The sequence below is a fragment of the Mesorhizobium opportunistum WSM2075 genome (genome assembly GCF_000176035.2).
GTDB lineage: Bacteria > Pseudomonadota > Alphaproteobacteria > Rhizobiales > Rhizobiaceae > Mesorhizobium > Mesorhizobium opportunistum.
This window is the reverse complement of record NC_015675.1, coordinates 4,889,390-4,905,376: the sequence shown is the minus strand read 5'-3', so window position 1 is coordinate 4,905,376 and position 15,987 is coordinate 4,889,390. Positions and strand designations below refer to the sequence as shown.

At 64.1% G+C, this 15,987-nt stretch carries 18 protein-coding genes; 10 read left to right on the top strand and 8 right to left on the bottom strand.

Annotated elements, in window-relative coordinates; translation table 11 throughout:
- Positions 1–113 precede the first annotated feature (113 nt).
- On the top strand, positions 114–887 hold the full coding sequence (locus MESOP_RS23715; protein ID WP_013895862.1) for an HpcH/HpaI aldolase family protein: 774 nt from the start codon (positions 114–116) through the stop codon (positions 885–887).
- A 31-nt stretch (positions 888–918) separates the two neighbouring features.
- Here the strand turns inward: MESOP_RS23715 and MESOP_RS23710 are convergent, their stop codons facing one another.
- A complete protein-coding gene (locus MESOP_RS23710; RefSeq protein ID WP_174324783.1) occupies positions 919–1,098 on the bottom strand; it encodes a hypothetical protein in 180 nt (59 codons plus the stop codon).
- Positions 1,099–1,240: 142 nt separating this feature from the next.
- The gene (locus MESOP_RS23705) at positions 1,241–1,789 is read right to left on the bottom strand and encodes an RBBP9/YdeN family alpha/beta hydrolase (protein ID WP_013895860.1); all 549 of its coding nucleotides are present in this window, start codon (positions 1,787–1,789) and stop codon (positions 1,241–1,243) included.
- 239 nt (positions 1,790–2,028) lie between these two features.
- Between MESOP_RS23705 and MESOP_RS23700 the strand changes: the two genes are divergently transcribed.
- Positions 2,029–2,841, top strand: coding sequence for a VOC family protein (locus MESOP_RS23700; RefSeq protein ID WP_013895859.1), 813 nt, complete (start codon positions 2,029–2,031; stop codon positions 2,839–2,841).
- Between the two features lie 191 nt (positions 2,842–3,032).
- Here MESOP_RS23700 and purB read toward each other — a convergent pair whose 3' ends face one another.
- From purB to MESOP_RS23685, 3 genes are read right to left on the bottom strand one after another with little or no spacing between them, the layout of a single operon-like run.
- Positions 3,033–4,340 carry an adenylosuccinate lyase gene (gene purB, locus MESOP_RS23695; protein ID WP_013895858.1) on the bottom strand — a complete coding sequence of 436 codons (1,308 nt, stop codon included), beginning with the start codon at positions 4,338–4,340 and terminating at the stop codon, positions 3,033–3,035.
- 59 nt (positions 4,341–4,399) lie between these two features.
- On the bottom strand, positions 4,400–4,912 hold the full coding sequence (locus MESOP_RS23690) for a hypothetical protein (protein ID WP_013895857.1): 513 nt from the start codon (positions 4,910–4,912) through the stop codon (positions 4,400–4,402).
- Positions 4,909–5,634: a DUF2259 domain-containing protein gene (locus tag MESOP_RS23685; protein ID WP_013895856.1), complete on the bottom strand. Its 726-nt coding sequence runs from the start codon at positions 5,632–5,634 to the stop codon at positions 4,909–4,911. Before MESOP_RS23685 ends, MESOP_RS23690 begins: the two co-directional genes overlap by 4 nt.
- 134 nt (positions 5,635–5,768) lie before the next feature.
- Here MESOP_RS23685 and MESOP_RS23680 point away from each other — a divergent pair, with 134 nt between their 5' ends.
- Positions 5,769–6,023: a DUF2171 domain-containing protein gene (locus tag MESOP_RS23680; protein ID WP_013895855.1), complete on the top strand. Its 255-nt coding sequence runs from the start codon at positions 5,769–5,771 to the stop codon at positions 6,021–6,023.
- A gap of 9 nt (positions 6,024–6,032) precedes the next feature.
- On the opposite strand, the gene MESOP_RS23675 is transcribed toward MESOP_RS23680, so the two are convergent.
- Positions 6,033–7,058 carry a P1 family peptidase gene (locus MESOP_RS23675; protein ID WP_013895854.1) on the bottom strand — a complete coding sequence of 342 codons (1,026 nt, stop codon included), beginning with the start codon at positions 7,056–7,058 and terminating at the stop codon, positions 6,033–6,035.
- 16 nt (positions 7,059–7,074) lie between these two features.
- Positions 7,075–8,142: a branched-chain amino acid ABC transporter substrate-binding protein gene (locus MESOP_RS23670; protein WP_041164269.1), complete on the bottom strand. Its 1,068-nt coding sequence runs from the start codon at positions 8,140–8,142 to the stop codon at positions 7,075–7,077.
- A gap of 180 nt (positions 8,143–8,322) precedes the next feature.
- Here MESOP_RS23670 and MESOP_RS23665 point away from each other — a divergent pair, with 180 nt between their 5' ends.
- The 7 genes from MESOP_RS23665 to MESOP_RS23635 all read left to right on the top strand — a co-directional run bounded on the left by MESOP_RS23665 (position 8,323) and on the right by MESOP_RS23635 (position 14,813).
- Positions 8,323–8,850: a flavin reductase gene (locus MESOP_RS23665; protein WP_013532115.1), complete on the top strand. Its 528-nt coding sequence runs from the start codon at positions 8,323–8,325 to the stop codon at positions 8,848–8,850.
- Positions 8,847–9,776: an AAA family ATPase gene (locus tag MESOP_RS23660; RefSeq protein ID WP_013895852.1), complete on the top strand. Its 930-nt coding sequence runs from the start codon at positions 8,847–8,849 to the stop codon at positions 9,774–9,776. Before MESOP_RS23665 ends, MESOP_RS23660 begins: the two co-directional genes overlap by 4 nt.
- Positions 9,777–9,779: 3 nt before the next feature.
- Positions 9,780–11,024, top strand: coding sequence for a vWA domain-containing protein (locus MESOP_RS23655; RefSeq protein WP_013895851.1), 1,245 nt, complete (start codon positions 9,780–9,782; stop codon positions 11,022–11,024).
- 50 nt (positions 11,025–11,074) lie between these two features.
- Positions 11,075–11,413 (top strand): XdhC family protein, encoded by a 339-nt coding sequence (locus MESOP_RS23650; protein WP_013895850.1) that lies wholly within the window; start codon positions 11,075–11,077, stop codon positions 11,411–11,413.
- Between the two features lie 6 nt (positions 11,414–11,419).
- Positions 11,420–12,124 carry an XdhC family protein gene (locus tag MESOP_RS23645; protein ID WP_013895849.1) on the top strand — a complete coding sequence of 235 codons (705 nt, stop codon included), beginning with the start codon at positions 11,420–11,422 and terminating at the stop codon, positions 12,122–12,124.
- Positions 12,121–13,731 (top strand): NTP transferase domain-containing protein, encoded by a 1,611-nt coding sequence (locus tag MESOP_RS23640; protein ID WP_013895848.1) that lies wholly within the window; start codon positions 12,121–12,123, stop codon positions 13,729–13,731. The genes MESOP_RS23645 and MESOP_RS23640 overlap by 4 nt, the downstream gene beginning before the upstream one ends.
- Positions 13,732–13,961: 230 nt before the next feature.
- Positions 13,962–14,813: an alpha/beta hydrolase family protein gene (locus MESOP_RS23635; protein WP_041164266.1), complete on the top strand. Its 852-nt coding sequence runs from the start codon at positions 13,962–13,964 to the stop codon at positions 14,811–14,813.
- Positions 14,814–14,840: 27 nt separating this feature from the next.
- On the opposite strand, the gene MESOP_RS23630 is transcribed toward MESOP_RS23635, so the two are convergent.
- Positions 14,841–15,893, bottom strand: coding sequence for a DUF1176 domain-containing protein (locus MESOP_RS23630; protein ID WP_013895846.1), 1,053 nt, complete (start codon positions 15,891–15,893; stop codon positions 14,841–14,843).
- Positions 15,894–15,987 lie beyond the last annotated feature (94 nt).

The window sequence follows — 15,987 nt, the reverse complement described above, 5'->3', positions numbered from 1 at the left end:
AGCCTGCGACAGAATAACTGGACCAATCGACCGCCCGGTCCAGCCGGGCGGTTTTTCTTTGCCTTTGCCATGGTTTCCGGCTGAAACTGCGATCGTTAACAAGGAAAGTGTCCATGTCCCTGAAGTCCCGTCTCGCCGCCGATGAAACGCTGGTCACCGCATGGTCGGGCGTGCCCGACGCACTGACCGTCGAGATCATCGCCAAGCAGGGCTTCGATGCCGTGACGCTGGACATGCAGCATGGCGGCCATCACGAGGACAGCGTCCTGCGCGGTCTGGTGCCGGTGCTCGCCGCGAATAAACCCGCGCTGGTGCGCATACCGGTCGGCCGTTTCGACATGGCGAGCCGGGCGCTCGATTTCGGCGCCGAGGCGGTCATCGCCCCGATGGTGAACTCGGTGGCCGACGCAAGGCTGTTCGCAGCGGCGATGAAATATCCGCCGCTCGGCGAGCGTTCGTGGGGTCCGACCTATGCTTTTCCACGCCATGGCAAAGGCGACCAAGCCGAATGGCTGCGCGACACCAATCAACGCACCATGGCCTTCGCCATGGTCGAGACGCGCGCCGCGCTCGACGCGCTCGACGGCATTCTCGACACGCCGGGCATCGACGGCATTTTCCTCGGTCCGTCGGATTTCTCGATCGCCTGGACCAACGGCACTACGGTCAATTCCACGCTGGAGAGCATGATGGAGACGGTGGCGTCGGTTGCCGAGCGCACCCGCAAGGCCGGCAAGCATGCGGCGATCTATGTCGTCGAACCGGCAATAGCCGGTCGTGTCGTGTCGATGGGTTATCGTCTGCTGGCCACTGGCTCGGAGCATGCGCTGATTTCGCTGGGCGCAAAGACCCTGCTCAAGAGCATCAAGGATTCGATCGGATCCTGAACCCGAACCGGCTGCCGCAAGCGTCGCGTGGTCAGGCCTTGGCTGCCGCGGGCGCCGCTGCGGAGGGCCTGCTGCGTCCGACTTTGTCGAACAAGGCGCCGAGCGCTTGAACCCAGCGGTTGTTGAAGGCCATCAGCGGCAAGGCCACGAGAATCGAACCTGCTATGGCGGCAGCGGCGGCGAATGCGGTCGAACCGCTGGCCAGCACCACGCCCTCCGCCAATGGCGCGAAAGCACGCAAACAATGCTCATTCAGAACAACGAGTGCGGCGACTCCTCTCAACAATTCGAGTGAAGCATACTTGCGCGATGGCCTGCCGAGCAGCTTCGTGTTCAGGCTTTGACCGTATATATTACAGGTCCGTCAGGAACTTGGCGAAGGTCATGGAGCCTTCGGGCCAAGGGCCGAATCCTGAATCTTCGCTGAGATGCCCGGTCTCGCCGGCGTCGATGAACAGCGAGCCCCAGGCGCCGGCAATGTCCTCGGCGACATCGAAGGCGCAGAACGGGTCGTTACGGCTGGCGATCACGATCGAAGGAAAAGGCAGCGGTTCGCGCGGGTAGGGGCCGAAGGTCATCAGGTGCCTTGGCTTGATCTTTGGATTGGCGACATCGGGCGGCGCCACGAAAAAGGCCCCGGCGACCGGCTTCTGGAACCGCGGAATGGCTTGCACCGCCGCGGCGACCCCCAGCGAGTGGGCGACGATGACAACCGGCCTCTCGGCTTCATTGACCGCTTTGGCCACGCTCGCCGTCCAGTCCTCGCGCACCGGCTTTGACCATTCCGCCTGCTCGACCCGCCGCGCCGTCGACAATTTCGATTGCCAGCGGGTCTGCCAATGCTCGGGCCCGGAATTGGTGTAGCCCGGAACGATCAGAATATCTGCGTCTTTGACTTTCATGGCGCTGAGATAGCGAGAGCGCTTATCTCATGCAACCGCTGATGGGCGCCCCTCGTAATGGTGAACACGATGTTCGCTTTTCGCTGTCTTGTGTGAACGATCGCGATCGACGATTTGTCGTTGGGAAAGAAACAGCCGTGAAGGACCGGATTTTGGCGCTGACACGACGTAGGATGATCGGCGGCGCAGGGCTCTTGGCTTTGGGAGTTCCGTGGAGCGTGGCCGCAACGGAGACAATGATGAGCGAACTGCCATTTGCCGCCACCACGCCGGTGAGCGTAGCCCGCGTCGGGCTGAAGGCGCGCGATGCCGAAGGCCTCGCAGCCTATTACCGCAGGGTCGTCGGCCTGCAGGAGTTGAGCCGCGCCGACGGCGCGATCACGCTTGGCGCCGGCAGCCGTCCGTTGCTGGTCCTCGAACCGGATGCCTCCGCCAAGCCGGACGATCCGCGCAGCGCCGGCCTGTTCCATACGGCTTTCCTGCTGCCCAGCCGCGCCGATCTCGGCCGCTGGATAAACCATGCTATCGCCGACAAGATCGCCATCGAGGGCGCTTCCGACCATCTGGTCAGCGAAGCGCTGTACCTGACCGATCCCGAAGGCAACGGCATCGAGATCTACGCCGACCGCCGTCCGCAGGACTGGAAATGGAATGGCGACAAGATCGCCATGGCGACCGAGCGCCTGAACATTCCCTCCGTCGTCGACGAAGTGCCGGCCGGCGATGCTGGCTGGCAAGGTGCGCCGGAAAACAGCATTGTCGGCCACGTTCACCTGCGCGTCGGCAGGCCTGAAGAAGCCGAAGCCTGGTGGAACCAGGAATTCGGCTTCGACACGATGGCCAGATATGGCGGCCAGGCGGTGTTTCTGTCGTCCGGCGGCTATCACCACCACATCGGCGCCAATGCCTGGCAGAGCTCCGGTGCCGGTCGTCGCGACGCGTCGCGATCGGGTCTCGCCTGGGTCGAGATGCGCTCGGACAATGTGAGCAGTGAAACGACCCGTGAGGACCCTTGGGGCACAGTGATCAGGACCGTGCCTGGCAAGGCTTAATTTGACATCGGCACAGCTTCTTTCTCCCCGTTTACGGGGAGAAATGCCCGGCAGGGCAATGAGGGGCGGCGCCGAGGTTGGGAGGTTATCGTTTCTGCACAAAGCGATGGGTAGCTTTAACCGCCAAAGTCCGCGCCGCCCCTCATCCGCCCTTCGGGCACCTTCTCCCCGAAAACGGGGAGAAGGAAAGCTCAAGCCTCGCCGAACACCCGCCTGAAAATCGTGTCGACATGCTTGGTGTGGTAGCCCAGGTCGAATTTCTCGCGGATCTGCGCCTCGGGCAGCGCTGCGGTCACTTCCTTGTCGGACAAAAGTTCTTCAAGAAAATCAGCGCCTTGTTCCCACACTTTCATGGCGTTGCGCTGCACCAGCCGGTAGGAGTCCTCGCGTGACAGGCCGGCCTGTGTCAACGCCAGCATGACGCGCTGGGAATGCACCAGCCCGCGGAACTTGTTCATGTTCTTCAGCATGTTCTCCGGATAGACGACAAGCTTGTCGACGACGCTGGTCAGCCGCGACAGCGCGAAATCGAGCGTCACCGTGGCATCCGGACCGATCATCCGCTCGACCGAGGAATGCGAGATGTCGCGCTCGTGCCAGAGCGCCACATTCTCCATTGCCGGCAATGCCATGGAGCGCACTATGCGGGCGAGGCCGGTGAGGTTTTCCGTCAGCACCGGGTTTCGCTTGTGCGGCATGGCCGATGAGCCTTTCTGGCCCGGCGAGAAAAACTCTTCCGCTTCCAGCACTTCGGTGCGCTGCAGATGCCGGACCTCGATCGCCAGCCGCTCGATCGACGAGGCGATGACGCCGAGCGTGGCGAAGAACATTGCGTGGCGGTCACGCGGGATCACCTGCGTCGACACCGGCTCCGGTTTCAGGCCGAGTTTTGCCGCCACATGCTCCTCGACATAGGGTTCGATGTTGGCGAAGGTGCCGACCGCACCCGAAATGGCGCAGGTGGCGATATCCTCCCGCGCATGCACCAGCCGCTCGCGGCAGCGCGAGAATTCGGCATAGGCCTGCGCCAGCTTGATGCCGAAGGTTGTCGGCTCGGCATGAATGCCGTGGCTGCGGCCGATGGTGACGGTGTCCTTATGCTCGAAGGCACGGCGCTTGAGCGCCGCGAGCAGCCCGTCGATGTCGGCGAGCAGGATGTCGCTGGCGCGGGTCAACTGCACGGCAAAGCAGGTGTCGAGAACATCCGATGACGTCATGCCCTGGTGGATGAAGCGCGCGTCCGGACCGACGAATTCCGCCAGATGTGTGAGGAAGGCGATGACGTCATGCTTGGTGACGCGCTCGATCTCGTCGATCTTCTCGACGTCGAATTTCGCGGCACCGCCCTTTTCCCAGATGGTTTTCGCGGCTGCCTTAGGGATGACGCCGAGTTCGGCCAGCGCGTCGCAGGCATGGGCTTCGATCTCGAACCAGATGCGGAACCGGGTTTCGGGTGACCAGATGGCGACCATTTCCGGCCGGGAATAGCGTGGGATCATCGGTCAGTCCTGACATATCGAGAGGTTTGCCCGCGTCCTAACAGAGGCGGACAAAATGCTCAACGCCGCCGCCGCGCAAACCATGCGCTCGCGGCGAACAAGGCGATGAAACCGAGCGGAAAGTAAAGCCGGATACCCAGCACCACGAACTGGTAGAACGCGATCAAGGTCGTGAAGACGAGCTGGAGAGCCCAGGTGTGGGTGAGGGCAGGCGCATGCCACTCGGCATAGTAGGAGCGGTATTGCAGGGCGTAGAGCCCGCCGGTCAAGCCGATCGTCGCTGCGGCGAGGCACACGAACGCTGCCGCGAAGGCAACTTCCCGGCGCCTTCCGAGAGACAGCAACTGCGCCGCAAACAGGCCAAACGGAAAGGCCAGGGTTCCACCCATCGCAAAGAGCAGCGACACGGTGCGTATCTTCTCCGGCGTCTCCCAATCGTCCAGCAGCAGATTGAGAAGCGCGCTGCCGCCCATCATCACGGCCCACACCAGGGCGCCGAGAAACGCCGTCCGCCACCCCGGCAAGGCGCGGCGGACATAGTTCGGGCCGGGGCTGGCGGCGTGCGGTGTCACAGGCGGCCCGTCACGGCGATCCAGCGGTAGTCCGGCCCCTCGAAACCGTACTGGCGCACCGCGATCACCACGGCATAGGCGCTGAGGCTGTCCATCGAGAACGTCTGGACCGCACCGATGCTGTAGCCGTTCGGGCAGCCGCGGCTCTTGGGGACTGACTTGTCCTCGTGCAGCAGCCTGGTCGTGCCGCCGTCCCGAGCCTCGACGCGCAGCAGCCGGAAGCCGTTGATCTCGCCCTGGCTCTCGCAGCCTTCGGTGCTGTTCATGCCCAGCTCGTCCAGCCGGAATTCGAGCGGCTGGTCGACCGGCGAGAAGATCGGGCGTGGGTTGACCACCATGCGGTGCGGATCGGCCGAAAGTTCGGTCACCGGATTGAAACCGGCGGTGATGCCGCGGTTGGCGCTCAACTCGGCCTGGCTGACAATGGCCTCGCCCTTCTGCCGGGCTTGCAGGCGCGCCGCCTCGAGCGTGGCGGTCTCGTCGTCAAGCCGCACTCGGATCGGCGTTCCCTTGAGAAAGCTGTCATCATTGGTGTCGATATAATAGCGATTGGCGTAGGGGAAACCCGACCCATCCTGGACGCCATATTCCTCGAAGGCGAACACGCCGCCGTCCTTGGTGAATCCCAGGATTTCGAGCTCGGCGACATCGCCGGCACGGGCCACGATCGGTGTCGTGACCTGTGCTAACAGGCAAACGGCAAACAACAAAAGGATCCGCATCGTCTTTCACCCCCGGTGTTCGTGATCGTCTAGTCCCCTAGCATGATGGGATCAAAACGTCGTGCTGCCTGAAAGCCGATGCATCCAATCGGCCGGTCGTTTGTTATTGTCGGCAGTCCCAATGGAGAACCACCATGACCGACACCAGCAAAATTCGTGAGCATATGGAAGTCGTTGGCGCCGATGGCGTGCATATCGGCACCGTCGACAAGGTCGACGGCCAACGCATCAAGCTGACCAAGGCCGACAGCGGCGAGGGCGCTCACAAGGGCCATCACCATTACGTCCCTCTGGCGCTGGTTGCCGAGGTCGACGGCAAGAAGGTTTGGCTGTCGGCGAATTCCGATGTCGCGGTGACCTTCGAGGAAGAAAGATCCGATCGTGTGTGATCGACCGGTTCAGCCGGGGCGCGACGACCAGGCCGGGAAAAGATCGTTTTCGGCGGGTGTTGCGGCGAACACGCCGCGGCTGATGGCGCGCGCCATGGTGGCGCCGGCCGCGGCATAGAGGTCGATTGCCGCGTCGGCTTCGAGCCGGATGCCGCTCTTGCCGGTCGCCAGCGCGAACACCAGGTCGCCATCGGCTGGCGTGTGCGTCGGCCAGATGGCGCGCACGAAGCCGTCATGCGCCGATATCGCCAGGCGCTTTGCAGCAGCCTTGGTCAGAACCGCGTCGGTGGCGATGACGGCGATGGTCGTGTTGCCGCCGGTCTCCATCTGCCTCCCGGCATGCTGGTCGCGGTATTTCAGCAAGATCCTCTTTGCATCGTCCGGCATTGGCGAGGGATAGCCGAGCCCGCCGAATTCGTCGTCGATTTCGAAAGGTGCCGCCCAGAAATAGCGCGTGCGGCCAACAGTCACCGAGCCGGTCGGGTTGACGGCAGCCAGCGCACCGATGGTGACGCCATTGTCCAACAGCGTCGAGGCCGAACCCAGGCCGCCCTTCAGCCCCGCGGTCAGCGCGCCGGTGCCGGCGCCGGCCGTACCGAGCTGGAAATCCATTGCCGCGGTTTGCGCTGCCTCATAGCCGAGGTCGCGGTAGGGCGGATAACGGCCCCAGTCCTTGTCGCCGCCATTGCGCAGGTCGAACAGGATCGCCGCCGGCACGATCGGGACGCGAAAGCCGCCCACCTCGAAGCCGATACCGCGCTCGCGCAATGCCGCCTGCACGCCGGACGCCGCGTCGAGGCCGAAAGCCGAACCGCCCGACAGCACCACGGCATGCACCGCCTCGACCGAATTGTGCGGTTCGAGCAAGTCCGTCTCGCGGGTACCCGGCGCGCCGCCCAGGATTTGCACGCCGGCGATCGCCGGCTCGTCGCAAAGGACGGTCGTCACCCCGGACTTCAACAAGGCGTCGGTCGCATTGCCGACGCGCAGGCCGGCGACATCGGTGATCAGGTTGCGCGGGCCGGTGCGGAACATCAGTTGCCTTCCAACATCAGTTGCCTTCCAGGGGCACGAAGCGCGTGCCGTCGAAGCGGAACACGCGATAGGGGCTCTGGCTGAGGTCGCCCTTGGCGTCGAAGCGGATCGGCCCGATCGCCGTGGTGAAATCATGCCCGGTCAGCACCTCGGTCAGCGGCATGCCCGAGGACAATGCCGCCGCCGACTTGGCGATTTCGATCGCCGCATAGGCCGGCACCGTGTAGCCGTCCGGCACGATCTTTTGCGCGGCGAAGCTTTCCAGCACCTTGGGATCGGCGACATCGGCCCATTCGGGCGGCGCGATCATCAGCGTGCCCGTCGCATAGGGCACGTCGCCGGGCGGCGTGCGCAGGTTTTCACCGCCGGCAAAGACGATGCCCGCCTGGAGCTGTGCAGCATCGCGGCCCATGATGGCGATGTCGTCGCCATCGCCGCCGGCAAAAACGTGCGTGGCGCCGGCCTTCTTCAGCCGGCCGATGAGGCCGATCTGGTTGTCGAGCTGCGGCCGGAACGTGTCGACGAAGACGGGTTTCAGCGCCGCTTGCTCCGCTGCGGCGCGAAACGTCTCGGCCATCTCGCGGCCATAGATGGTACCGTCGTCGATGATGGCGAACAGCTCGTTCTGCCACAGGTGGGTGAGGGTGGAGGCAACGGCGTTGCGCTCATCGTCGCCACGCGGCCCCAGGCGATAGACCGGCCATCCGGTCTTGGCGCGGCGGTCGGTCAAGCTTTCGGTTCGCACGCCAACGGTGATGACCGCGATGTTGGCGTCCCTCAGGATCGGCATCGCCGCCTCGATCGCGTCTGTGCAGAGGAAGCCGACGACGATATTGACTTTGGCTGCCACGAAGTCCCTGGCCGCGGCTGCCCCGCCATCGGCGGTACAGGCGTCATCCACGGTCTTGAGTTCGACACCGTTTGCTTCCGCCGCGAGCCCGGCACCGGCCTCGACCTGCTTGCCAAGAATGGCCGATGGTCCCGACAGAGGCGCGGCAACGCCGATCGTGAGCGTCTGGGCGTTGGCGGCGCCGGCCAGCAGCAGCCAGGCCAGCGCGGCGGATATCGTTGCCCGGGATCGCATCCTGCCGAAGTGTTCCTCCAAGCCCGCGACATCGCGCAGGCACCAGCTCCCGCCAAGACCTAAAGGCTGCCCGGCCTTGGTGCAACACGCGAATTTGGCGATATGGGCCAAGCACTTCGCTTGTGGCATGTCATGTCTAGCCATATATAGCGGTGAGGTTTCTGGCTGTGGAAAATTCTGGTGCTGAAGAAGAATGACATTGGACCTCAGGCCTATCGCGACGCGATGAGCCATTTTGCCGGTCACGTCCATGTGGTTACCACCGACGGGCCAGCCGGCAAACGCGGCGCGACGGTGATCGCGGCCTGCTCGGTGTCGGACACGCCGCCGACCATTCTGGTCTGCCTCAACCGTGAGAATCCCAAGAATGAGCCGTTCGTGAAGAACGGCCGATTTGCCCTAAACACACTGGCTTCGCACCAGGAGCCGCTGTCGGTCGGGTTTTCAGGCATCACCGGCCTGCCGGTCGAGGAGCGTTTCGCGCTCGGCGAATGGGACGTGATTTCCACCGGCGCGCCGACCTTGAAGGGCGCGCTCGCCGTTTTCGACTGTGAGTTGATCGACACCAAGGACCTTGCCACCCATCGTGTGCTTTTTGGCAAGGTGACAGGCCTGCGCATGGGCGATAATTTGCGGCCGCTGATCTACCACGCCCGCGGCTACCACGTTCTGGAAAGCGGAGCAGCGGCGTTCACGGAGAAAGAATGAACGAGCTGAAACCGCGAGCCGTGCCGCGGACGATCGATGAAACACTCGATCTCCTGACTGGCGCGGACTATGTAGCGGACCGGTCGCTGGCGACCGTGCTTTTCCTGTCGCTGCGCATGAAACGGCCATTGTTCCTCGAGGGCGAGGCCGGCGTCGGCAAGACCGAGATCGCCAAGGTGTTGGCGCAGGCGCTTGGCCGCCGGCTGATCCGCCTGCAGTGCTATGAGGGGCTCGATGTCTCCTCGGCGGTCTACGAGTGGAACTACGCCGCGCAGATGATCGAGATCCGCATGGAGGAGGCGGCTGGCAAGGTCGATCGCTCCGCCATGGAACGCAACGTGTTCTCGGAAAAATACCTGATCCGCCGCCCGGTGCTCGACGCGCTGACCGGCAAGGCGGGTGCGTCCCCGGTCTTCCTGATTGACGAGCTCGACCGCACCGACGAAGCCTTCGAGGCCTTCCTGCTCGAAATCCTCTCCGACTTCCAGGTGACGGTGCCAGAACTCGGCACCATCAAGGCGGAAGAGCCGCCGATCGTCATCATCACCACCAACCGCACCCGCGAGATCCACGACGCGCTGAAGCGGCGCTGCCTCTATCACTGGGTCGACTATCCCAATGCCGAGCGTGAGCTTGAGATCGTGCACCGCAAGGTGCCGCAGGCCAACCAGCGGCTCTCGGCCGAGGTGGTCTCCTTCATCCAGAAACTGCGCCAGATCGAGCTGTTCAAGGTGCCTGGCGTTGCCGAAACCATCGACTGGGCCGGTGCGCTGACCGAACTCGACAAGGTCGCGCTCGATCCGGAGACGGTATCCGACACGATCGGCGTGCTGTTGAAATACCAGGACGACATAGCCCGCATCGAACAGGGTGAAGGCCGGCGCATCCTCAACGAGGTGAAGGCCGAGCTTTCGGCGGCGGAGTAGGCGATGCCGCGCCCCGAACCGAAAGAGGCGACAGCGGATGGCCGGATCGCCGACAACATCGTCTATTTCGCCCGCACCTTGCGCAAGGCCGGCATGCGCGTCGGGCCAGCCTCGGTCAAGGACGCCATCGAGGCCGTGCTCGTCGCTGGTATCGGTTCGCGCGATGATTTCTACTGGACGCTGCACGCCGTGCTGGTCTCGCGGCACGAGGATCACGCCATCTTCGACGAAGCTTTCCGGCTGTTCTGGAAATCGCGCGAGTTGATCGAGAAGATGCTGGCGATGTTTTCGCCGGTGGCGCCCGACGCCAGGGAGAAGCAGAAGCCGCGCGCGGCCGAGAACCGCGTCAGCCAGGCGATGTTCGAAGGCCACCAGAAGAATCAGCCGCCGCAGGAAATCCCCGAGATCGAGGTCGATGCCCGCTTCACTTTTTCCGGCAACGAGGTTTTGCGGGGCAAGGATTTCGCCCAGATGAACGCCGCCGAGATCGCCGACGCCAGGAAGGCGATCGCCGGGCTGCGTCTGCCGGTCGACATGGTGCGGATCAGGCGCTTCAAGGCCGATGCGTATGGCCACCGTATCGACCCGCGCGCCATGATGCGTTCGGCCGCGCGCACCGGCGGCGAACTGATCTTGCCGAAATTCCGCTCGGCCCGTGAAGTCCACCCGCCGCTGGTGGTGCTGGCCGACATATCGGGCTCGATGAGCCAGTACACCCGCATCTTCCTGCATTTCCTGCATGCGTTGACCGAAAAGCGCCGGCGCGTGCACACTTTCGTTTTCGGCACGCGGCTGACCAATCTGACCCGGCAGATGCGCCACCGCGATCCCGATGCGGCACTTGCCGACTGTTCGGCGGCGGTCAAGGACTGGTCGGGCGGCACGCGCATTGGCGATACGCTGGCCGAGTTCAACCTGATTTGGTCGCGGCGCGTGCTGGGGCAGGGCGCGGTGGTGCTTTTGATCACTGACGGGCTGGAGCGCGACGATGTCGCCGGGCTTTCGGAGGAGATGGAGCGGCTGCACAAATCCTGCCGGCGGCTGATCTGGCTGAACCCGTTGCTGCGCTTTGACGGTTTTCAGGCGCGCGCCCGCGGCGTCAAGGCGATGCTGCCGCATGTCGACGAATTCCGTTCGGTGCACAATCTCGAGGCGCTCGCCGACCTCTGCGCCTCGCTGGATAAGAAATCGGCACTGTCGGTCGATCCGCGGCGATGGATGGATGCTGGCGAGAGGCATGCCGCATAACCATATGTTTTCCCTGTTCCCTGGAAAAACAGACCCTGAGAGAAGCAACCATGAGCGACAGTCTTTATCTCGATGAGGCCCGCGATCCGCTGATCATCGCCGAAGGTTGGATGAAGGACGGCAAGGATGTCGTTATCGCGACGGTGGTCGAGACCTGGGGTTCGGCGCCGCGCCCGGTCGGCAGCCACCTTGTCATCGATGCCGAAGGTAATTTCCACGGTTCGGTTTCCGGTGGCTGCGTCGAGGGCGCCGTGGTGACCGAGGCGATCGACGTCATCGGCTCCGGAAAGGCCAGGATGCTGGAATTCGGTGTTGCCGACGAGGCTGCCTGGCAGGTCGGCCTGTCCTGTGGCGGCCGCATCAAGGTGTATGTCGAGCGATTAGGCTGATCTCAGATGGATCCATATACCCTAAAAACCTTGAATGCCGAGCGCCGCGCCCGCCGTGCGGCGATCCTCGTCACCGATCTCGGTGACGGCCGCGATCGTATCGTGCGCGAGGGCGACCACGTCGCCGGCGATCTCGGAACGGCGATCGCCAAGGCCTTTCGATCGGGCAATTCCGGTTCCGTCGAGGCGGAGGGGCGGACCTTCTTTCTCAACGCGCATCTGCCGCAGCCGCGCCTGCTGGTCATTGGCGCCGTCCACATCAGCCAGGCGCTCGCCCCGATGGCACGCATCGCCGGCTATCCCCTGGAGATTATCGATCCGCGCACCGCCTTTGCCACGCCTGACCGCTTTCCCGATGTCGCCTTGCATGCCGAATGGCCCGAGGATGTGCTGACGCGCCAGCCGCTCGACAGCTATACGGCGCTCGCCGCCGTCACCCATGACCCCAAGATCGACGATTTCGCGCTGAAGGCCGCACTCGACGCCAAATGCTTCTATGTCGGGGCGCTTGGCAGCCGCAAGACCCACGCCAAGCGCGTCGAACGCCTGCTGGCGCTGGGCGCGAGCGCCGACCAGATCGCCCGCATCCATGCGCCGATCGGCCTCGATATCGGTGCCGCGAGCCCCGCCGAGATCGCCGTCGCCATTCTGGCGCAGACCATCCTTGCCTTCCGCTCGCGCGGCCTTAATGCAAAAGGCGCGGCAGCGTGAAATTCGGTCCAATTCCGATCGACGCGGCCGAAGGCGCGGTGCTGGCGCATGCCACCACCGCCGGCGAACGGCGGTTTCGCAAGGCGCACAGGCTGACCGCCGAAGACATCTCCATACTCAAGGGGGCCGGGATTTCGCAGGTCGTCGCGGCCGTGCTGGCCCCGGACGATCTGGGCGAGGACGCCGCGGCGCAAAGAATTGCCGAGTGCATGACATTCAGCGGCATCGAGGCGAGGCCCGCCGCCACCGGCCGGGTCAATCTCCATGCCAAGGCGGCCGGCATCTTCACGGTCGATGCCGCTGTCATCGACGCCATCAACGCCGTCGATCCCGCCATCACCATCGCCACCCTGGCCCAGCACGCACCGGTCGAGAAAGGGCAGATGGTCGCGACGGTCAAGATCATCCCCTTCGCCGTCGCCTCCATGCTGGTCGACACGGTGACCAAACTCTGTGCCGGCGGCGAGATCTTTGCCGTCAACGTCTACCAGCCGGTGCGCGTCGGCGTCATCCAGACGGTCTTGCCGGGCACCAAGCCTGGCGTGCTCGACAAGACGCTGCGTGTCACCGAAGCGCGGTTGGCGCGCTCGGGCGGCAGGTTGACGGCGGAGCGCCGCACGCCGCATGAGATTGCGCCCGTGGCGGAGGCCGCGGCCGCGCTGGCGCGCGACAACGATATGGTGGTGATCTTCGGCGCCTCCGCGATGAGCGATTTCGCCGATGTCGTGCCGGCGGCGATCGAAAGGGCCGGCGGTACCGTGATCCGCGCGGGCATGCCGGTCGATCCCGGCAATCTGCTGGTGCTCGGCACGCTCGGTGGCAAGCGCGTCATCGGCGCGCCCGGCTGCGCCCGCAGCCCCAAGGAAAACGGCTTCGACTGGGTGCTCGATCGGTTGGTTGCCGGCCTCGATGTCACCGCGCGCGACATCGCCGGCATGGGCGTCGGCGGGCTGCTGATGGAAATCCCGACGCGGCCGCAGCCGCGCGAACCGGTGCCGGCCAAGAACCAGCTCAAGGTCGCGACCGTGCTCCTGGCGGCAGGCCGGTCGAGCCGCATGGGCGGGCCGAACAAGCTGCTGGCGCTGTTCGACGGCAAGCCGCTGGTGCGCCGCACCACCGAGCGCGCTCTCGCCTCGAAGGCCGCGGGCACGATTGTCGTCACCGGCCATCAGCGCGAACGGGTGCGCGCGGCATTGTCGGGCCTGGATGTCACCTTCGCCGACAATCCAGATTTTGCCGATGGCCTGTCCACGTCGTTGAAAGCCGGGATTGCCTATCTGCCGCAAGACACCGCCGGCGTGATGATCGTTCTCGGAGACATGCCGGGTGTCGCGTCCAACGATCTCGACCGGCTGATCGACGCATTCCGTCGGGCCGGAGGCAATTCCGTGGTCCGCGCCTCGCATCTTGGGAAGCGCGGCAACCCGGTGCTTCTGCCTCGCTCGCTATTCCCCGCCGTCGCCCATCTCGAAGGCGATACCGGCGCACGCCATCTGGTCGAAGCCGAAGGGCTCGACGTCGTCGACGTCGAGATCGGCGAGGGCGCATCCGTCGATGTCGATACCCGCGAGGCGCTGGAAGGCGCCGGCGGGGTGCTGCAGGATTGACAAACCCGAACTGAATTAAGCATGGCTTGGGGATGGCTATTCGTACCGTCGCACCCCCCTCTGGCCTGCCGGCCATCTCCCCCTCAAGAGGGGAGATTGGCAGCTTCCGCATCGACACTCTTTCTCCAGCGGCGGTGATTGGCGAAAGCCGTGATGACATCCGATCTTCCCCCTTGAGGGGGAGATGGCCGGCAGGCCAGAGGGGGGCGTGCCGCGCTGTCCTAGCTGCCTTGCTTTTCTTGTTTTCTTCGGCCGCCAACGCCGACACTTTGTCCCTAAAATCCTTCAAGGACGATCTCTTCGCCTATCCGGCTGCGCTTTCCTCCGACACCAACGGTGCCTACACGGTCATCGACTATCGCGAAATGCGCGACATCAACCAGCGCGACGAGGTGCCGGAAAAGCGTGTGCATGCGCAGTACACCGACACCGGCGTGCGCAAGGTGCAGCAGGATCTGCTCCTGAAGACCGATGCCGGCGACGTCAGGCATGTCGCCGTCGGCAAGACGGAGGGCGCCGGCATTATCGTGCTTTACCTGCACGGGCAGGGTGGCAGCCGCAAGCAAGGCGTCGACGACTTCACCTTCGGCGGCAATTTCAACCGCCTCAAGAACCTGATGGCCGCCAATGGCGGCCTCTATCTCAGTCCTGATTTTCCCGATTTCGGCGACAAGGGCGCGGCACAGCTGGCGGCGCTGATCGATCATTACGCCGAACAGTCGCCGGGCGCGAAGATCTTCGTCGCCTGCGGCTCGATGGGCGGTGCGCTTTGCTGGAAGCTGGCCGCCCGCAAGGACACCGGCGGCCGCATCAATGGCCTGCTGCTGCTCGGCTCGCTGTGGGACGACAGCTTTTTCGCCAGCCCTGCCTTCAAGCGCCGCGTGCCGGTCTTTTTCGGCCAGGGCAGCCATGACGTGGTCTTTCCCGTGGCAAGCCAGGAGGCCTTCTTCCGTTCCATCATCGCCAAATCGAAAGCCTATCCGACCCGGTTCGTCCGCTTCGAGACCGGCACGCACGGCACGCCCATCCGCATGGTCGACTGGCGCGGGACGCTCAACTGGATGCTGTCGAAGGCGCCGTAATCGACGCGGCTTGAAGCAGGCCGGCGCTCAGGGCGCGGTGTTGTAGTCGACGACCGTCTGCGGGTTCTCCTTGCCGTCATAGGACGCGTCGACGTCGTACTGGACCAGCGAGAAATTGCCATTGCGGAACAGATAGGTGCCGGCGTCCGACGCATCGCCGACACCGCGCCACTTGTTGAACGTGGTGATCGTATGGGCATCCGGATCATAGTCGGAATTGACCGCCCAGCCGCTCGTCTGGAAGCCGACGATGCTCATGCCCAGCAATTTGCCATTGCTGTCATTGTTCTCGTAGCGGATGTCCATCTTGGGTTCGGCGAACTGCAATTGCTGCACGGCCGACAACTCGTCGGTCATGTAGTAGACCGAGCTTTCATTGTAGGCGGCCGCCGAGCAGGAAAAATGGAACAGCCGCGTCTCCTTGTCGGGATCTCCGGGCCGGGCATCCTTGTCCTTGTACTTGATTGAAAAGACCTCCGGCTCATTGGCCACGAGATCCTTGTCGCACTGGTCGCCATAGGTCGCCAGAAAGGCCTTCTTGGCCTGTTCCAACGCCGTGTCCTTCTTCGGTGGCGGCGGCCCGTCGCCGCAGCTAGGCGGCACCGCCTCCTCGAAATCAGCGGTGGAGGGCTTCAGCGCGCCCTTTTCGATGTGGATCGGGTCGAAAGGCGGCGCGGCCTGGATCTGGGCATTGACCTGGCGCAGCGTGTAGCAGCCGGCGAAAACCTTTTCGCCGCCGGTCTTGTCGGTGGCGCGGATGGCGACGGGAACGTTGTAGAAAATGCTGCCCGCGGCACCTTCGTCCGAGATAGCGCCGGTCTCGACCTCGACCTTTGCGGTGCCGTCATAGCCCTTGACGAAGCTGTCAAAATCCTTTGCCGGCTTTGTATCGCCGAAATAACTCCAGGCGCGGGCGAATTCGTGCCGGTTGATGGCGCTGTAGAGCGAATGGATGACCGCCTCGGCGCTCGAACGATCATCGACATAGGGCGCTTCGGCGGCATCACCGGCGGCCAGGGCCGTTTGGCCCGTCGTGGCAAGGGAGAGAAGGGCAATCGCTGCGAGAAGGGCGCGTCTCATCGGGAATCTCCGCTCGATAACGAAGATTCTACCACGGCGATTGCGGCGGCGTGGTGACGCCGCGTCGACGGCGCTTGAAGAATCGAGCGCGAAG